Here is an 18,291-nt window from a genome sequence, read left to right as displayed (position 1 = left end):
TTTCTTTGTTGTCCGGCGCACATTCGCGCGCGGATCGCTTATCCTACTGTGCTGAGAAGGCTTGGGCGAGGGTTTCATGTGCAACCAAATATTGGGTGTTATCTTGGGAAATTAGGTGGCATCCATCCTGTAACAGTTTGGCACCTTACTGGAATTTGGCGGTGATGCGGTGAATGGTGATTGGGCAAGCGAGGAAGTAGGGCGGATACTAGTAAAGCAGGAGGGAAGAATCCCCCTCTGCCAGGATCGTATGAGGCATGGATGCCGATTACGAGCGTACAAGGAAGTATTCTGGGAGAGGGGAATTCTTTCCTTCCGACCCGGTAGTAAGTCTTTTGGCACAAAGGTGAGCGGCTAAATTGTGCTTATTGTCGGGCTGGCACGCTCACCCACAGTGTATTCAAACCAGTTCGGCCAGTTGTTGCAGTAGTGGAAAATACAGGGCACAGCGAATATTGCGTTCGCCACGGGTATAAAAGAGTTTCCGATAGGTTTCCAACTGGGTGCGGTAGTGCTTCAGTTGGGCGGCGATAAACGCCGCCTGATCCTCTCCGGGACCGGGCTCGGCCGTCTTGTAGTCCACGATCCAGCGTACACCCTGAGTATCGATAAATGTGCGGTCCACGAATGCGCGGCGCAGATGCCGCCCGCCGCTGTGGAGTTCCAGTTCACAGGCTGCATCCTGCACCGATGTGCTATCGAGTAGCCAGCGTCCGGTAGGGCAGTTCAGGCTGTTGCGCACGGCAACTTCCACTTTTTCAGCAGCACGGTCCAGGTTACTGCCGGACAGGCCCAATTGAGACAAGCGCAGTTGCCAGAGTGTACGCTGCTGCGCGAGGCGTATCTCGTTCCACTGCGCGATATCTGTCTGCGCAATGGTGGCCAGGGTCTCGTGGGCCACGGTGCCGGCGTGGCGCAGCCAGCGCTGGGCAACCTGCCCCAATTGCGGAATATTATCCCCCCCGTCCTCACCCGGCTGGTAATCGCGCATGCGGTACTGGGCCAGCCAGTGCTGTTGCGGTATCGGTTGCGGTTGCCACTGGGCGGGTATGCGCAATAGGTAGTTGGGATTTTGGCTGGCGCGGATTTCGGATCCCGAGTCCGGCTGGTTTTCTAGCCAGTGGCACCAGTGGCTTTCCCGGTTTTGTATCACCGAGGGCCAGATACTGGTGAGCAGTGCGTCGCTGCCTGGCGCCTGCAAGGTCCCTTTCTTCTCATCGCGATTGACACAGGCGAGCAGGTGCAGGGAGCGGATGGCGCGGGTACAGCCGACGTAGAGCAGGCGTGTGCCCTCAAGGCGTTCACGCTCACGGTTGTCGTACTTGAGGTATTCGTACAGTGGGTCACTGTCGCCGCGGGCATTATTCGGGGCCAGCAGGAAACGGCTTTCGCCTCTGTGGCTGAGCCACTCGGTCCAGCGCAGCAGCTGGCCACTGCCGGGCTTGTCACACCGGTCGAGGCCGGGTATCAACACATGCTCGAATTCCAGCCCTTTGGATTTATGGATGGTCATCACCTGTATGCGGGCATCCTGGGCCGGGCGCGCATACAACTGATCCAGGGCAAGGGTGAACTGCTGCCAATCGGAAATGGTACCGCCGCTGTCAAACTCCTCCAGCAATTGCAGGAAATCCTGCACATTGTCCAGGTCGTTTTTATGCGCCACGCTGGCGGGGCCGCCCAGGGCCAGCCAGAGGCCCTCAATCCAGTTGCGCAGGGGTTTGCGGCTACGCTGTTCCCAGGCCTGCAACAGCTTCGGCGCAACCTGGGCCAGGCGTGCCCGGCCCGCTTCACTGAGCAGGGCGATCCGGTCTGCCTCCCCTAGCGCCAGCAACAAGGGGCGTGCGCTGCTGTCGGTGGCCGCGATATCGCCGTTGCCCCAGTTGGCCAGAGTATACAGGTCCGGTAGTTGCAGCCCGCACCAGGGTGCGCGCAGTACCGCGAGCCAACTGGTGCGGTCGCTGGGGTCGAGTAGGGCGCGGGTGAGGCTGAGCAGATCCAGTACCACCATTTTACTGGCCAGCGGTGCCAGTTCCGGCGCCTGAAAAGGGATACCCGCGGTACTCAGGGCCGGCAAAATGCGCTGCAGGTGTTTTTTCCTGCGCACCAAAATGGCAATGCGCCCCTGCGGATCGCAGCTTTGCAGGTGCTGAACCAGCTCGGCAGTGTGCGCCGCCTCGCAATGGCGGGCCCGATCGTCGATGCAACTGTAGACATTCACTGCAGGCCCAGACCACTCAGTACCCTTGAATGCCTGGGAGTTGCGGTAGCGCACGGCACCGCGGCCGATATTGTCGGCCTGGGGGAAAGCCCGTGTAAAAACCTCGTTGACCCAGTGCACCAGGGCGTCCTCGGAGCGGAAGTTTACCTGCAGGTCCAGCGCCTCCAGGGCGACTTCGCCGATGCCGCGTGCGCGGGCACTCAGGAAGATCCCCACATTGGCATTGCGAAAGCCGTAACAGGACTGTGCACCGTCGCCCACGATAAACAGGGTGCGGCCGTCACCGGGTTCCCAGCCGGCGGTGAGTTTCTCCAGCAACTGCAATTGGGTTTGGGAAGTGTCTTGGAATTCGTCGATCAGAATATGCCGGGTCTTAAGGTCCAGTTTCAGAGCCAGGTCTGTGGGGGCCTCGCTGTTTCCCAGGGCAATCAGGGCGGCCTGGGCCACTTCCGTATAGTCGGTGGTGCCGAGTTGCTGGAAGACCAGCTTCAGTTCGGCCACCAGTTTTGGCAGTATTTGGGCGAGTGCCTGCAGCAGCTGCCACTGGCTCTGTTGCAGCCCGGAGGGCAGCTTGCCCATTTCCCTGAGTGCTGCGCGCAAGGGCGCATTGTCAGCCATCTCTGTCAGCAATGCCTGCATGCGCTGTTTATATTCCTCTGCATGCGGGCGTGCCGGATCTTGCTTGCCCGGCAGGCCGAAGCCGAGTTTCTTATTGATACCGCCACTTTTGCGCAGCTCCCCGCTGCCGGTGAGCAACAGTCCACCCAGCGCCAGCCAGTTGTGCAGACCACTGCTGGTGGCAGCGGGCAGTGCAGTGAGTTCTGCACAGTTGCACAGTGGGTGGGCGGGGTTGTCCCGCTGCAGGTTGCGGCCGGCATAGCGCGCCAGTTCGAGTAATTCGCCCGTGTAGCTGCCGAGTACGCACTTCAGGTCTTCGAGCTTTTCTGCCACCAGTTCATCAATGACGAAGTGGAAATAGTCCTGGGCGTCTTCGTGGCGCACATTGAGCAGGGGGCCCAGCCACTGTTCGCGTTTCTCCAGCAGGAGGCGCAACAGCTTATTCAGCTGGCTCAGATCGTTGTCCAGGTGCAATAGCAATTGCTGCAGGTCGCGGTCGGGCTGCTCACCGTCCAGGTGTTGGAGCAGGTTCACCACGGCCAGTTCGAAGGGGATACGGGTGTGCTCCAGGGGTTCACCCGGCGCGCCCAGGCCACTCTCGATGGGCAGCTGGCTGGCGAGGTTTCTACACAGACCATCAATGGTCTGGATACGCAGGCGCTGCGGTGTTTGCAGCAGCTGCCAATTGCACTCGCGATCCCGTTCCAAGAGTGTCCGAGCCAGATCCCAGGTGGCAGCCTGGTGGGCATCTTCCGGGCGCGGATTGTGGTGGGCGCGGTACAGTGCTTCGACCAGGCGTGCGCGCATTTCGCCGGCGGCCTTATGGGTAAAGGTAATCGCCAGTACTTCCTCGGGCTGCTGGCAGGTGGCCAGCAACTTCAGTATTCGCTGGGTGAGCAGACCGGTCTTGCCTGAGCCCGCCGGTGCGGAGACGGCAAAGCTGTCGGTGATATCCAGAGCGCGGCTGCGGGCCCTGGCATCAGTGGGAAGGCGCAGGGTCGGGGTGGTCACTGTCTCGTTCATTCGCACCTCTGCGCCCTTTCGGGCCAGCGGTTAAGGGGCCAGAGCTCCGTGGTGTTGTCTGCGGGCCGGTCGAAGGTGAGATCGGCGGCACCGCTGCGGTATTCGCCCGCGAGAGATTTCAGGCTTTCACGCCAGTGCGCCACCAGGTTGCTCCAACTGCCGAAGGGGGTGTTTTTCTCAATATCTGCCACGGTTTTGATCCCCGCTATGGGCTGCTCAAGCTCACCGCAGCCATGCCATTTACAGTCGCCACTGCGTACCTGGCCGAAGGTGATGGCACGGGCGTGGGGCTGGAACAGGGCATAGAGTGGCAGCTGGGGTTCGCGAATACGTGGGGTGAGCCAGTCGCGAATAGTGGGAGTCCCGGTCTTGTAGTCGATCACCAGTCGTTCTCCGCTGGCAAGTTGGTCCAGGCGGTCCAGGCGCAGGTTGAAATGCAGCCCATCAATCTCCACTGCCTGTTCCCATTCGATTTCCTTCACGGAAAAGGCGGGGCGCTGCAACTCTGTGGCCAGCCACTGGTGCATCAGTCGCTGCAGGCGCTGCGCTTCCAGGGCCCAGAAACCACCGGGGAGGTGGTGGTGTTTCCGGCGCACACCGCCCAGCGCATGCTCTATGGCGTGTGCTATTTGCTCACGGCGCTGTGCTTCGCCCAGGGCCTGCAGCTGCGTCAGGGCGCCACATCGCTGCCAGAATTCTGCCAGCAGCTTGTGCACCACATTGCCCCGCTCGGCCGGGCTCAGACCGATATCCGGCGCACTATCACTGCCAGCACCGAGGCGATAATGCAACTGCGCGTTGAGCGGACAGAGCGCCTGTGCCTTGAGGACTGAGGCTCCACCGCGCACCTGCTGGCAGTCTTCTGGTGTCAGAGGGGGGAGCGATTCATCGTCGATTTTTTCCAGTGGCACAGCCCTGGCCAATGCATTGAAGTGGCTTTGCAGGGCGTCACCGGCAAAGTGTTCGGCCGCTTCGGGATGCCCGAACAAGCTGCTCAAGCTCTGTTGCGCGCCGTCTTCCTCAGAGGCGTAACTCACTACAATATCGCCACTGGCATTGAGCAGGTCGGTTGTGATTTCTTGCGCCAGACCCAATTCCCGCTCTGCGCTTGCGCGGGGCATTTTCCAGTGTTTTTGCCACTGGATTGGCAGCAGGGGGTTGGGTGCCGGTGTCGGCGGCCACTGCTGCTGGCCGAAGCCCACCAGGCGCAGGTGATCGAAGGCGAGGCCACCGGCCTCCAGCACACCCAGGATCTGCAGGGGGCCGTCGCGGGTCTCCGCCTGAAATGGTGTGCGTCTGGCGATCTGGTGCAGCAGCTGCAGCGCTTGTGCCAGGGTCAGGTTGCCGGCGTAGGTGTTGAGGGCTGCAAGCTTTTCCAGGGTGGTTTCCCACAGCATCAGTTGCTGGTATTCCTGGCTGTTGGGGGTGCGGGTACCGGGCCAGCCGAGATCGGCCAGGGTCTTGGACAGACGGTTCGCCCAGGTTTCAGCGGGTGCGCGCTGCCAGCGGCGGCAGCGTTCGGCCAGAAGCGCCAGTTGCCTGGGGAGCCGGGAGGACTTCAGCTGCAGGATTTCTGCAGTATGCTCTGCCCAGAAGCGCAAGGTGGCGCCATCAATACGGCGCAGCTGCAGCTTTTGCAGGCGCCGATACAGCGCACTGCGCAGCCAGGTTTCGCCGCTGTCGCTCCAGAAGGGGCAGAACAGCGTATTGCGCAAGGCATTGCAGTCCCATTCACCGCGCAGGAGATCCAGCAACTGCAGGGCCGCACTGCCAATGGGGGTCTGCGCCAGTGGCACACCGGCGGAAAAGTTGAAGGGCAGGGTGTAGTGCGGTTGTTGGGGATCGGTGCACTGGGGCTCCAACACCCGTGAAAAAACCGTCTCCACCCGGGTGCGGCACTGGCCCAGATTGTTCACCACGATGCCGATGCTGTCCTGCGGGTTTTGCGTCAGTTTTTGTGCGGCCCAGCGCGCGGCCTGGAATAGCTCGTCGTCGCGATCGGCACAGGCGGCGGCGCGCAGTCGGCTCGGCTGCCGCACACCGGCTCTCCTGCATACCTTGTGGGCGGCAGCCTGGATAATCTCTCCGGCCAATGGCGAAATCTGCGCGAATCCGGCCATATCGATTTGCGGCAGGGGTTTCAGTATCCCCTCCTGCAGTGCACGCAAGATCAGTTGGTCGCGCTGGTCCGGGGTAATGGCAGTATAAGCCTGCAGCGTATTGGCAAAGACCTTGGTCATAGTGCATAGAGGGAGTTCTTCCTCCTGCAACGACAGCGCAAACTGCTCCATCAGCGGGGGGATGGTCTCTTCAAAATTCTGGATATCGGTAACCAGCTGCCACTGCACCAGTTGCGACAGGGCGCTGTCGGCATCCCGGCACAATTGCTGACGATTGAGCAGCTGTTGTTTCAATGACTGGTCCAAAGCGCGCTGCCAGAGCAATTGCCGCTGTTCGCGGTCGAGGACCCGCTTGAGTGCAGGCTGCCAGTTGCACTGCTGCAGCTCGAACCAAAGTTTATCGAGCCAACCCTGCAGGGACTCCACTGGCGGCGGCAGCCAACAGGTGCCGGGTGGCTGCTGCGCGGCATAGATCTGCTGGCAGCGGTTGCGCAGGCGGTTGTTGGGGGTGAGCAGCAGCCCCCCCGGGGGGAGCTGTGCGAAAATCTCGAGGGCGGGAAATGCCGGCTTCAGCATGAATTTGGGTACCGGTGGGGTCCTGTTATGAAGGGGAACGGTCGCGGTTTGTGCTTACACTGTCAAGGGCATTCGGCGGCCTGGTGAATTCAGGAGCCTGGTGCCAGAGGTTCGCTGAGGGGGGCAAATTCCCGGAAAGCTTGCGCGATAGTTCCGCTGCGGTCGGCGGCGCTGGTAATCAGGCGGCTGGGCTGTGGCGTACCTGGCAGGGTCAATTGCAGTTCATCGACCCACCAGCGCACCCGGCGTGCTATGGCCTCACCGGAGTCCACCCATTGAATCGAGCGCGGGGCGAATTGCTCCAACTCGTCGCGCAGCAGGGGGAAGTGGGTGCAGGCAAGCACTGCGATATCCACCTGGTCGCCACCGGCAGTGCGAAATACCCGGTGCAAAACCGGCTCCAGGTCCCTGGCGGACACAGCCTCTCCGCGCAGCTTTTTCTCGGCCAACTGGACCAATTCAGGCGCCGCTACATTGATGATCCGATTGCCATTGGCGAACTGCGCAATCAGCTCGCGGGTATACTTGCGGTTTACCGTGCCCTCGGTGGCGATCAGTGCGATGGTGCGGGAGCGGCTGGCCCCAGCAGCGGGTTTGACCGCAGGCACCACGCCCACTACGGGCTCCTCCAGTGTGCTGCGCAGCTGCGGCAGGGCCAGTGTGCTGGCAGTATTGCAGCCCACGATCAGGATGTCGGCCCCGCAGTGTGCCATCATGGCCTTTACCTGCTCCAGGATACGGGGGCGCAGTTCCTCCTCGCTTTTGTTGCCGTAGGGGTAAAAACCGTTGTCAATACCCAGATGCAACGTCAGCCCGGGTATCAGGCGGCGGATCTCCCGTGCAATACTGATGGCACCCACGCCGGAATCGAAGACCAGTGCGCTGGGGGGGGGCGTGTCGGGGAGGGCACTTTGCTTGAACATCTGCTTGGGGTACCAACATCAAGACCAATTCCCCAAGAATACCTCAAATTCCCAAAAAAATTCCTGTCGCACCACACTGTGCGTGTACTTTTCTGTTGTCGGTGGCAGTGCCGATCACTGGGGGAGTGTCAACCCTGCGGTTGCCGCAATTGCGTTTTGGGTTGAGCGCGCACCGAGCAGTGGTGGCTTGCTGCAATCGCAGCACTTTCGGCCTGCAAGCTGATAGAATGGGCGTTTCGCCCGACGATCATCTGGGGCTGCCAGGCGCGAATGGCCTGTTTCCATAGAAAATCCAAACTGATATCGCTCTATTACGGGTCTGGGAGTGTCTCTCTATGCCTGCGTTTCCGCTGCAACTGAATGCCGATCACGCAACACTGGCGGTGCTTGTCTTGCTGATTTTAGTGGGGGCTGTATTTTGGCTGTCCCGTGCTGGCAGTCGTCGCAGCCTTTCGAGTGCTGAAGTCGCACTGCAGGTGGCCGAAACCCGCCTCGAAAGCTGTCGTCAGCGGGAGGCCCAACTCGACACCGAAATACAGCGTCTGCGTGCAGAACTGGCCGACAAGCTGCAGCAGCTGAGCCGCAGCCAGGTGCTGGTTGAGAGGGGCGAAGCTGCCCTAGTGGAGCAGCGACAGGTCATGGAACAGATGCGCAGTGCCTTGGGTGAACAGTTCGAGAATTTGGCCAACCGTATCTTTGAGGAAAAGCAGCAGAGCTTTATGCGCCGCAGTGAAGACAGCCTGCGCAAGAGTCTCAATCCCCTTGAGCGCGAGCTGGGGGATTTTCGCAAGCGTGTGGAGCATGTCTATGATCGCGAAAATGCCGAGCGCAATAGCCTGCTGGGACAGATCAAAGCGCTGCGCGATCAGACGCAGCGTATCGGCGATAAGACCCTCAGCCTCACCGCCGCCCTGAAGGGGGATCGCAAGTTCCAGGGCAACTGGGGGGAGGTGGTGCTGGAGCGGCTGCTGGAAGAGTCCGGCCTGAGGAAAGGGCGGGAGTATGAGACCCAGGTCAGCCTTGCCAGTGACGGCTGCCGGCGCCAGCCCGATGTGATCGTGCACCTGCCGGAAAACAAAGATCTGATTATCGATGCCAAGGTCTCCCTGGTGGATTACGAACGCTACAATTCGGCCCAGACCGACGAGGCGCGCGCACAGGCCCTCAAACAACACGTCAATGCTCTGCGTGCCCATATCTCCGGTCTCAACAAAAAGGCCTATGAGCAGTTGGAAGGCGTGCGCACCCTGGACTTCGTATTTATTTTTTTACCCATAGAGGCCGCCTACCTGCTGGCCATGCAGGCGGCCCCGGACCTGTTCCGCTTTGCCTACGACAAGCAGATAGTCTTGGTCAGCCCCACCAGCCTGATGGCGACCCTGCGCACCGTGGAAAATATCTGGCGCTATGAAAAGCAGAACAAGAACGCGGAGAAAATCGCCGATGAAGCGGGCAGGTTGCACGATCAGTTTGCCTTGGTGCTGGAATCTCTGGATGCGCTGGGTGATCGCCTGCGCCAGGCGGAGGACGCCTATCAGCAGACCTACAAACGCTTGGCCAGCGGCCGTGGCAATGCGGTAAAGCGCATCGACAGCCTGCGCAAGCTGGGGGCCAATACCCGCAAACAGATTTCCCCTGAATTGCGCGAAAAGGCAAATGCGTCGGAACCGGAGGAATTGCCTCAGGCGACCACCGTCGCTGCGAAAGAATAACCCGGTATGGAAAACCTTGTATTCGCGTTCTCGGTCACCGGGCCTATTTTCCTGATGATTGTGGCCGGATACCTGTTGAGTATCAGCGGTATTGTGCGCGAACGCTTTATCGACGATGCCTCCAGGCTGGTTTTTCATATTACCCTGCCAGCGTTGCTGTTTATCAGTATTTACGCATCCAAGGCAAGACCGATGGAAGAAGTCCCGCTGTTAACCGCGGGAGTTTTGGGGTCTTTTGCAATGATCCCGCTGGCCTGGTTACTGGCTCGCCCTCTAGTGCCTAGTGACCGAAGCGCTTTTATTCAAGGCACCTATCGGGGAAATCTTGCCATCGTGGGTTTGGCCTGGGTGGAGAAAGCTTACGGAGGTTCCGGGGTCTCCCATGCGGCTACATTGGTGGCAGCACTCGCCGTCCAGTTTAATGTGATCGCAGTCGTTTTATTCGTACTTTACAATAAGGATGCGAACTTTAGTTGGCGTATGCTGGCATGGGAACTTTTTAAAAACCCCCTGATTCTGGGGGTGTTTGCCGCGATCTTATGCCGGATGCTGGAAGTCCAACTACCGGATATGGTGCGGGATACCATTCAGGACCTGGCCTCTGTTAGTCTGCCTTTAGGGCTTATCTGCATTGGTGCCAGCATGAAAATAGGGGTACTGCTGCACAGCCCTCCTACAGCGCTTGCCGCTTCTCTGCTCAAGCTGGTTGTAGCGCCGGCGATTTCGTTTGTGATTGGCTGGATGATGGGATTGAGCCCGGAATATCTGGGCTACCTACTGTTGATGACGGGGGCTCCCTGTGCCATATCGGCTTTTGTTATGGCACACACAATGGGTGGCAACAGTCAACTTACCGCGCATATCGTTGGGCTCAGTACCTTGCTCTCCGTGGTTACCGCCAGTATTGGGCTGGTGCTACTTAAGGTGTATTTTTGATGGCGTTATTTCCAACCTGGCTGCAGATTGTAGCCGCAACGATTATTGTCATTCTCGGCCTGGTGGCAGGGTACTTTCTGCACAAGTTGTCTGCCGCACAAAAGAAACAGGCTGAGCAGCTGGCGGAACTGGCGCAGGCAGCGGCAGATCAGCGCCGGTGGGTCAATGACAGTATCCAGATCCTCGCGCGCGCACTTCTGGATGAAGGCATCGGATTGACCGAAGCGTCGATACGTATTCGTGTACTTCTGGATGCGTTACAAGTTGATCAGGCGGTGCGGGATGAATTTGTGGCCTTCTATACCCTTGCAGAGAAAACCGCTCATATCCCCATTTTGCAGGATTGGAAACAGTTGTCGCGCAAAAAGCAGTTTCAGTTTGAGCTGGAAATGGCCAAATTAGAAACGGAATATAGGGATTTCGCCTTGGATGCCGCTAAGCGAATGATTGGTCGCTCTTTCTGAAAGGCCGGCGAGCGGTGAGTGGAAAGTTAAAGACTTCGGAGTCCGCTCGCCCCGTTGGTTCATGGCCCCAAGGGCGCTGTCTAATGCGAGGCGGCAGTTTGCCCGGGCAGCTGTGGGTTTCTTTCGCTAAAAACCGCCAGGTAGTGAGCCTGGCGATTCCCTGCCAAATGGCTGGAGATGATTTGGACTTTAATGGGGCTTATGCGATCAGCGTGTTCAAGTCGCGCAATAGGCTATAAGCCCAGCCTTTACCTGTCCCGGTTCAATACGGGATAATTGACGCGAGAGTTGTCCTGAGTCAGTGGATATTACGACCGCGGTCCACTGGGTGTAGGTGGGGATTAAATTTGAAAGTCTGGAGTGATGGGTGACTACAACGATTGAACGCAAGGCGACCAATGTTCATTGGCACAAGGGGGATGTAACTCGTGAGAAGAGGGCGGACATGCTCGGTCACAAGGGAGTGACTCTTTGGTTCACAGGCCTGTCTGGTTCTGGTAAGAGCACGGTTGCGGTTGCTTTGGAGCGGGCGCTGGCTGCCCGTGGTGTGTTGAGTTACCGGCTGGATGGCGACAATATTCGCCTGGGTATCAATGCCAACCTGGGTTTCTCCGCGGCGGATCGCCAAGAGAATATCCGCCGTGTCGGTGAGATTTCCAAGCTGTTCGCGGATACTGGCATTGTGGTATTGAGTAGCTTTATCAGCCCCTACCGGGAGGACCGTGAAAAGGTCAGGAAGATGCACGAGGTAGGGGGCCTCCCTTTTATAGAGGTGTTTGTTGATTGCCCCTTGGGGGAGGCGGAGTCTCGTGATCCAAAAGGCCTATACAAGAAGGCCCGTGCGGGAGAGATCAAAGGATTCACTGGAATTGATGATCCCTACGAGGCGCCGACTTCGCCTGAGTTGCACCTGAATACCGCTGAGATGACCCTTGAGCAGGAAGTGGCAGTGATAGTCTCCACCCTGCAGGAAAGAGGAATCATTGCCAAAGACTGATCCTCGAGGCCCGGGTAGAAGGAGACCCTTATTGGCCTTCTCTTGTGCCTGAAACCATGGCGTGAGGCTGCCGCCTTGCGCCACGTCCTGCCCCCTTTATGTCTATCCAGGTGCCAACTGGCGGTTGTCCTTTCCATCCCTTCATATACTCAACCTGTACCAGATAGCGAAGTTGCCAGTTGTGGAGGCGTCTATGTCGGTAAGGGGAGCCTGGTTTGTCACTGTTTTTCTGTTGGTAGTGACAGGAATGCTGGGTTTGGGCGCATGGTATGGATATCAGAAGCTGCCAAAAGTACACGGAAAGGCCAATGCGCCAGTGCTTGGGGTACCGAGAGGCGCGCTCGATTACCCCGCCATGCCGGCCTATGCCGGCCCACACCCGAGGAGGATGGCGCGCCCGCCGGAATACTTTCCCTTCCCTATTGGGATTGGTGAAGTTGGGCCGGTAGAAACCCTGTTCGCGGGTGCCTCAAGATATCCCTTTCTCTGCGGCTGGAATGCCATTACCGGTAAACAACCGCTGGTGGATAATCAGGCAGGTGAGGGTGTTCCTGTGTTTGCCCTGGATGGTGATGGGCAAAAGACAAAAGAGGTGATTGGATACAGTCGTGATTGTAGCCATGCCACTGAGGTCACCTATTTCTACCGCAGTACAAAGGATGGGCAGTTTTATAGCCTGCATGAAGCTCGTAACGATGTTCAAAAAGTAACTGTTAATGGGCGGCAGGTGGATTTTATTGTGCGTGTTGAAACAGGGACCATTAACCGCCACTTCTACGCTATCGCGGTATTGAAGGGCGAAGGGGAAGGTGCTGGGGAGCCCAACAGTAGCAATTGGAACCGGCGCTTGATCTACCAGTTCCGCGGTGGTGTTGGCATTGGATGGCGCCAGGGAAATATCAGCAAGGGGGATATCACCACCCGGCGCGTGGATCAGCTGGCGCGGGGGTATGCCATTATCTATTCGACGGCAAATCAAACCAGAAACCATTACAACATATGGCTGGCGGAGGATGCCTCGCGACGGCTCAAGAAGCAGTTTGAAGCCCTCTACGGTGAACCCATGTACACGGTGGGTATCGGTGGTTCGGGCGGGGCCATTCAGCAATATTTGTTTGCACAAAATGCCCCCGGTCTTTTGGACGCAGCGATTCCGCTCTATTCATACCCCGATATGGTCAGTCAGACCATTTACGCATTTGACTGTGAGCCGCTGGAATATTTCTTCGATGTTCTGGATGCCGGCAATACCCGTTGGCGCAACGCCGAAGCGCGTTCAATCATACAGGGGCTTTCGGCAAATTCTAAGGTGAGCAGCCGTTTTGATTTGATGAGTATGGCGGCGGGGTTGTTTGATCGCCGTTATAGAAGCCGCGCACGCGGCACGACTGAATGTGTGGAGGGTTGGCGCGGTCTGGTGCCACTGGTCAATAACCCCAATTTTGTACACTTTTTCAAAAGCTTTTCCGAAGACCTGGTGAGGCAGGTCCACTGGACGCATTGGGAAAACCTGCGCAGCTTCTATGGTTCCGGTGCCAATGGATATGCCAACACTACTTGGGACAATGAAGGTGTTCAATATGGATTGAAGGCCCTTGTGAATGGCGATATCAGCATTGACACCTTCCTAAAACTCAATGCGTCGGTCGGTGGGTGGAAAACCCAGGAGAATCAGACCGAGGAGCATCTTTGGTTTTTGAATGGCAGCCTGCTCCCTGTCCGCCTTTCTGTCTGGAGTGAACAGAACTTAAATATGGGAAGCCTTGAAAACCCCGCAAGGCGAAGTCGGGCCAGTCTGGAGGCTATCAAAGGAATTTACCGCTCTGGTCATGTATTTCTGGGCGATGTAGAAATCCCGATCATTGATTTGCGTCATTATCTGGATAAAGAGCCCGACATGCATCACAGCTCCGCTTCCTTTACTGCGCGTGAGCGTATCCGTCGTGCGCGCGGCCATGCCGACAACCAACTGATCTGGATCAGCCACAAGGCGTATTATCCCCTGGATGAAGCACTCGATATGATTGACCGCTGGATGGAGAATATTATCAGAGATCCAGCAGCCGGCGTAGTGGGCAATCGCCCCGCAGAAGCCAGTGATCGCTGTTTTGACCGCGAGGGCAATGTACTGGCGGCAGGCTCCGAGGTTTGGGACGGGGACTGGAATCGCCGGCCATCGGGGAAATGCACCAGGATGTATCCAATTTACAGCACTGCGCGCCAAGTGGCCGGAGCACCAGTGACGGATGACGTTTTTAAGTGTGCCTTGCAACCCATAGAGCGGGCGCTGGTAAAAGGCATTTATGGTTTGCATACTGAGGAAATCGCCGGGCGTGCTGAAGATTTGCGCCGCATTTTTCCTACCGGTGTGTGTAACTACAATGAACAGGATGTGGCGCGCCCGCGGGAGCAATTGATTCCCAGGGAAATTCCTGTGAAAATTGCGGGCCACTTGATCTCCCCCGACTATCGCCAGGATAAAATGCTGCAGGAAGCCAGGGCGGGTGAAGACGAGATTGGAGGCGCACGAGTGTCGCTGTCCGACGAAGCAAACCCGAGTCACTGATAATATTTGTGGCGCAAAAATTGTTGACAGAATAGTCCAGTCGGGTAGTATGCGCCTCGCTTTGGGGGCAACCCCCCCAGAGAGCAAGGGTGGTTAGCTCAGTTGGGAGAGCGACGGCCTTACAAGCCGTAGGTCACAGGTTCGACCCCTGTACCACCCACCAGCTTCTCACTGGGAAGAATACTATCGGGGACCGGTAGTTCAGTTGGTTAGAATGCCGGCCTGTCACGCCGGAGGTCGCGGGTTCGAGTCCCGTCCGGTCCGCCAAACGATAAATACACTCCGTCTGCTCTAAGTCTGAATGCTTCTCACCTGATTCAGTTTTTTTCTCTGCATTTGCTGAAGATACCTATATCCACTTAGTAAGGACTCTATGGCGAGTTGGGTTACCCTTGGCCCTCTCGGCACAGGGTTCGTTGCCATTTGTCCGATTATGATCTATAGTTTGGACATCTGGCCATTAAAAACAAGGTATATGAATTCCACCCCAGATTTTCACCCCCAGCCCAGTGCTGATACGGTACTTCTTGAGGCCCTTCTGAGTACAGCCACCCATTTGGCGCTGAAGAAGAGAGAGCTTGGAGAAATCGTTCACCTAGACGAGCGGACCTTGAGACGAAAATCAGGCCTGGATCCCGCCAGCGCGGCTGGCCAGCTTGCACTGCTATTGATCCGTGCTTACCGAGCGGCCTTTGTCCTCTGTGGCAGTGAAGAGGGCGCCCGCCGCTGGTTTGCCACACCTAACCGGGCATTGAATGGCATTCCGCGTGAGTTGGCATACCGGATTGATGGATTGGTGCGAATTGTCACCTATCTCGATGCAATGCGGGGCAAGGTGTGACTATCGTTCTGACTCAAAGAATTGAGTCTTCGAAGATTCGTATCATGGGGCGGCTGTACCGTATCGTTGAGTCGCAAGAGGAGATCGCCACTCGCAGCCTGGTGGACAGCTTGCAAAAGCAGCAAGTACTCGAGCACTTGCTGGAAGAAAACAAACCGCAGAGACTGTCGGGTACGGAGGCGTTGCATTACCTGTTAGCTACTCCCTTTCGTTACCCGCCATTGCCCTGGGGCTCTCGCTTCGGTGGGGTGGCGGAATCGGGCATTTATTATGGATGTAAAACCCTGATGACGACTCTGGCAGAAGCGGCCTATTACCGTCTCCTTTTTTTTCACGACATGCTTGAGCCCCCGCCCGATCCCCTTACCAGCTACCACAGTGTATTTTCAGCAAAGTATCGCGCAGACCCGGCTATCCGGTTGCAGGATATCGCTTGGGAAAAAAATTGGTCTGCACTTACGCATCCAGGCGATTACCGCTACTGCCAGAGTTTGGGTAGGGAGCTTCGGAAGATGCATATTCAGGGTCTGGAAGTGATTTCGGCGCGAGCGCTTCAGGTAGGATTAGTAAAATTTCCACCAAGTAACGGAGAGGGAATCAATGTGGCTCTTCTTGAGCCTCAGGCACTTCTAAAGAGGCCACCCTCCCAAGAGGCTGATGTCACGGCGGAGACTGGTGGTACAGGGGTGGTTTTTCTAGTTAAATCTGGCGATAGGACAGAGATTGTCCATTTTGTATTGGATGATTTTCTGGTGGATGGGCTTTTGCCCAGACCGGCATAGCAGTTAAGGTATAGGGTTTAGTCATGTCGCCCCGATTTTGGGATTGTTTGGATCTGAAGGCCTTTACAGACGCTGCCTGCGAGGTCCCCTATCAGCAAATAAAGAGCGATCTTTTTTCCGGTTTCGATATCTGGGTGCGTCGAGACGATCTAATCGATCCGATCATTTCGGGAAATAAAGCTTACAAACTTCTATTCAACCTGATTGAGGCGAGAGATAGAGGTGCGGAGATACTGATTACCTGCGGCGGTGCCTGGTCAAACCATATTCATGCTGTTGCGGCAGCGGGTGCTCGTTTTGGGTTTCGAACGGTCGGCGTTATCCGTGGTGAAAGACCCGCCATACTAAATGCAAGCTTGCAAGATGCGCGGCGATTTGGTATGAGACTGGAGTTCGTTTCACGAACTCAGTATCGGAGAAGAGATCAGCCTGACTTTCTTCATGAGGTGGGTTTGGAGCTCGATTCAGCTTATTTCATACCGGAAGGTGGCTCGAACCTGCTTGGGATCAAGGGCGTTCAGCTACTAGGAAAGGTGATAGAAGAGACAGCGCCGGTCGCCTTTGACCAGATGTGGGTTGCTTGTGGTACCGGGGCTACCTTTGCGGGATTTTCAGTGGGTATCCGGAATATTTCCGTGATAGGGGTTGAAATTATGAAGGCTGGCGATAGCATTCTCAAGGATGCGGGCCTCTGGATTGAACGATTGAGCGCTACTAGACTTGGGCACCTTGAGAAGGATAAATCAGGAACCCGGTTACCTTTAGACCGACTCTCAGCTTTGAGACTGCGTTTGTTGAGTCAATACCACTGTGGGGGGTATGGTAAATATCCAAAAGCGCTAGCAGATTTCCAAAGAGAATTCGAAGATCAAGTGAATATTCCGCTGGACCCCATCTATACAAGTAAGCTCTTTAATGCACTAAAAAAAATTATTGCCAAGGATGGAGGGCAGCAAGGGGTGAGAGCACTAGCAATTCATACCGGGGGTCTTCAGGGGCGGCGTGGCTATTGCATGAAAAGCTAATTGCATTCTTGCCCTGAAAAATGCGAGCCTTCAATTTGTCTCTGCGGCTATTTCTGGCTGTTCGATTTAGCGATTCTACCATTCATTGTTCGATGCTGTAGGAAGCTTAAAAGAATCGACTTGGTGATTGATTGTGTTGACTAATAGGTAAGAGTATAAAGGTGCATCACGGGGGACATGTGTCAGAATTTCGAAATATAGGATTAATTGGCCGAACTGAAAGTAATAGTGCAGTTATTTCCCTTAAGCGCTTAATGACTTTTCTTCAACGGGAGAGCTATTCAATAGTATTAGAAGTGGAGACTGCAAAAGCGGTATCTGGTCATGGTGCCCGTGTCTCCTCTAGAGATAAGTTGGGCGAGTTATGTGATTTGGTGATTGTAGTTGGTGGTGACGGCAGCCTTTTGGCTGCAGCACGTACTCTTGCTAAGTTTAATGTCCCTCTACTAGGTATTAACCGGGGGCGCCTTGGCTTTCTTACAGATATTACCCCTGACGATATTGAAAAAGAAGTTGGTGAAGTATTGACTGGTAAGTATATTGCTGAAAGTCGTTTTTTATTGGATATGTCAGTGACCAGAAAAGGTAAGCTTATTGGTGAGGGATCAGCATTGAATGATATTGTGCTTCACCCAGGTGAATTCATTCGAATGATTGAATTTGATCTGCATATCGATGGACAATTTGTCTACACACAACGATCAGATGGCCTGATCATTTCTACCCCAACTGGTTCCACTGCATATGCTTTATCTGGAGGGGGGCCAATTATGCATCCTAAACTTAATGCAATAGTATTGGTTCCCTTAAATCCTCATACGCTCAGTAGCCGGCCAATCGTAGTGGAGGGCAGTAGTGAATTCAAACTAATTATAAGTAAACAGAATATTACAAACCCTTACGTTACTTGTGATGGACATGAGCAATTCATTACTGAGCCAGGAGATATGGTTCGAATTCATAAAAAACCGCATAGGCTTACTCTGATACATCCTGTTAAGCATAATTTCTATGAAATATGCAGAACTAAACTAGGTTGGTTGAGCTAGGATGTTTGATTAAAAACAGAAATGAAAACTTTTGAATAAACAAGGTATCTAATTAAACCTAAATTCAACTTGCAAGTGCATATCTTAATGGGGTTAGATAAAGACGGCCAGTTACCCGTAGACTTCATGCTTTTCTCCGGCAAGAGATATTCGATGAGACACTGCAGGACAAGCGACTGGCTTATGTGCAAAAAAAATGCCAGATTGAGGCGTTTAAGAAAACGGTTTTACACAAGCAGGAATTGTGGTGGTTGTAGGTGTGAGCCAGTCAACGATATCGAGGGGGTTAGCCCGGAATGGTGGTCAGCGTGGGTAACACTTCAAGCAAGCCCAGAGGTTTACGCTACCCGTCGTGAAGAGGCTAGGGGCTGTTCCCGTTTGGATGTAGCCTATTGATTTGTAAGAGCAAGCTCGCATTGTTGAGGTTCTAACACAACG

At 55.8% G+C, this 18,291-nt stretch carries 12 protein-coding genes and 2 tRNA genes; 11 read left to right on the top strand and 3 right to left on the bottom strand.

Going from position 1 to position 18,291, the window contains the following annotated elements; genetic code table 11:
• Window positions 1–400: 400 nt before the first annotated feature.
• The 3 genes from Q1A48_RS12075 to murI all read right to left on the bottom strand — a co-directional run bounded on the left by Q1A48_RS12075 (window position 401) and on the right by murI (window position 7,481).
• On the bottom strand, window positions 401–3,862 hold the full coding sequence (locus Q1A48_RS12075) for a UvrD-helicase domain-containing protein (protein WP_299945091.1): 3,462 nt from the start codon (window positions 3,860–3,862) through the stop codon (window positions 401–403).
• Window positions 3,859–6,558: a PD-(D/E)XK nuclease family protein gene (locus Q1A48_RS12070; RefSeq protein ID WP_299945088.1), complete on the bottom strand. Its 2,700-nt coding sequence runs from the start codon at window positions 6,556–6,558 to the stop codon at window positions 3,859–3,861. Before Q1A48_RS12070 ends, Q1A48_RS12075 begins: the two co-directional genes overlap by 4 nt.
• 89 nt (window positions 6,559–6,647) lie before the next feature.
• Window positions 6,648–7,481, bottom strand: coding sequence for a glutamate racemase (gene murI, locus Q1A48_RS12065; protein WP_299945086.1), 834 nt, complete (start codon window positions 7,479–7,481; stop codon window positions 6,648–6,650).
• A gap of 335 nt (window positions 7,482–7,816) precedes the next feature.
• On the opposite strand from murI, the gene rmuC reads away from it, so the two are divergent.
• The 11 genes from rmuC to Q1A48_RS12010 all read left to right on the top strand — a co-directional run bounded on the left by rmuC (window position 7,817) and on the right by Q1A48_RS12010 (window position 17,853).
• Window positions 7,817–9,193 carry a DNA recombination protein RmuC gene (gene rmuC, locus Q1A48_RS12060; RefSeq protein WP_299945084.1) on the top strand — a complete coding sequence of 459 codons (1,377 nt, stop codon included), beginning with the start codon at window positions 7,817–7,819 and terminating at the stop codon, window positions 9,191–9,193.
• Window positions 9,194–9,199: 6 nt separating this feature from the next.
• Window positions 9,200–10,129 (top strand): AEC family transporter, encoded by a 930-nt coding sequence (locus Q1A48_RS12055; RefSeq protein ID WP_299945082.1) that lies wholly within the window; start codon window positions 9,200–9,202, stop codon window positions 10,127–10,129.
• Window positions 10,129–10,593: a DUF2489 domain-containing protein gene (locus Q1A48_RS12050; protein WP_299945080.1), complete on the top strand. Its 465-nt coding sequence runs from the start codon at window positions 10,129–10,131 to the stop codon at window positions 10,591–10,593. Before Q1A48_RS12055 ends, Q1A48_RS12050 begins: the two co-directional genes overlap by 1 nt.
• 367 nt (window positions 10,594–10,960) lie before the next feature.
• Window positions 10,961–11,590, top strand: a complete 630-nt coding sequence (gene cysC / locus Q1A48_RS12045) for an adenylyl-sulfate kinase (protein ID WP_299945078.1) — start codon at window positions 10,961–10,963, stop codon at window positions 11,588–11,590.
• A 193-nt stretch (window positions 11,591–11,783) separates the two neighbouring features.
• The gene (locus Q1A48_RS12040) at window positions 11,784–14,156 is read left to right on the top strand and encodes a DUF6351 family protein (protein WP_299945076.1); all 2,373 of its coding nucleotides are present in this window, start codon (window positions 11,784–11,786) and stop codon (window positions 14,154–14,156) included.
• A gap of 87 nt (window positions 14,157–14,243) precedes the next feature.
• Window positions 14,244–14,319, top strand: a tRNA-Val gene (locus tag Q1A48_RS12035).
• A 27-nt stretch (window positions 14,320–14,346) separates the two neighbouring features.
• Window positions 14,347–14,423, top strand: a tRNA-Asp gene (locus tag Q1A48_RS12030).
• A gap of 208 nt (window positions 14,424–14,631) precedes the next feature.
• Window positions 14,632–14,997, top strand: a complete 366-nt coding sequence (locus Q1A48_RS12025; protein ID WP_299945073.1) for an MbcA/ParS/Xre antitoxin family protein — start codon at window positions 14,632–14,634, stop codon at window positions 14,995–14,997.
• Window positions 14,994–15,779, top strand: coding sequence for an RES family NAD+ phosphorylase (locus Q1A48_RS12020; protein WP_299945071.1), 786 nt, complete (start codon window positions 14,994–14,996; stop codon window positions 15,777–15,779). The genes Q1A48_RS12025 and Q1A48_RS12020 overlap by 4 nt, the downstream gene beginning before the upstream one ends.
• Window positions 15,780–15,802: 23 nt before the next feature.
• The gene (locus tag Q1A48_RS12015) at window positions 15,803–16,804 is read left to right on the top strand and encodes a pyridoxal-phosphate dependent enzyme (protein ID WP_299945070.1); all 1,002 of its coding nucleotides are present in this window, start codon (window positions 15,803–15,805) and stop codon (window positions 16,802–16,804) included.
• A gap of 179 nt (window positions 16,805–16,983) precedes the next feature.
• Window positions 16,984–17,853, top strand: coding sequence for an NAD(+) kinase (locus Q1A48_RS12010; protein WP_299945068.1), 870 nt, complete (start codon window positions 16,984–16,986; stop codon window positions 17,851–17,853).
• Window positions 17,854–18,291 lie beyond the last annotated feature (438 nt).

Origin of the sequence: uncultured Microbulbifer sp., assembly GCF_947489355.1 — a bacterium.
GTDB lineage: Bacteria > Pseudomonadota > Gammaproteobacteria > Pseudomonadales > Cellvibrionaceae > Microbulbifer.
Note: the sequence above shows the minus strand (reverse complement) of the source record. Positions and strands in the feature narration are given on the sequence as shown.

What these genes read in the sequence shown, in the direction of transcription:
- Q1A48_RS12075 (WP_299945091.1), bottom strand. Translation starts at nt 3,862, where the DNA reads ATGAACGAGACAGTGACCACCCCGACCCTGCGCCTTCCCACTGATGCC.
- Q1A48_RS12070 (WP_299945088.1), bottom strand. Translation starts at nt 6,558, where the DNA reads ATGCTGAAGCCGGCATTTCCCGCCCTCGAGATTTTCGCACAGCTCCCC.
- murI (WP_299945086.1), bottom strand. Translation starts at nt 7,481, where the DNA reads ATGTTCAAGCAAAGTGCCCTCCCCGACACGCCCCCCCCCAGCGCACTG.
- rmuC (WP_299945084.1), top strand. Translation starts at nt 7,817, where the DNA reads ATGCCTGCGTTTCCGCTGCAACTGAATGCCGATCACGCAACACTGGCG.
- Q1A48_RS12055 (WP_299945082.1), top strand. Translation starts at nt 9,200, where the DNA reads ATGGAAAACCTTGTATTCGCGTTCTCGGTCACCGGGCCTATTTTCCTG.
- Q1A48_RS12050 (WP_299945080.1), top strand. Translation starts at nt 10,129, where the DNA reads ATGGCGTTATTTCCAACCTGGCTGCAGATTGTAGCCGCAACGATTATT.
- Q1A48_RS12040 (WP_299945076.1), top strand. Translation starts at nt 11,784, where the DNA reads ATGTCGGTAAGGGGAGCCTGGTTTGTCACTGTTTTTCTGTTGGTAGTG.
- Q1A48_RS12025 (WP_299945073.1), top strand. Translation starts at nt 14,632, where the DNA reads ATGAATTCCACCCCAGATTTTCACCCCCAGCCCAGTGCTGATACGGTA.
- Q1A48_RS12015 (WP_299945070.1), top strand. Translation starts at nt 15,803, where the DNA reads ATGTCGCCCCGATTTTGGGATTGTTTGGATCTGAAGGCCTTTACAGAC.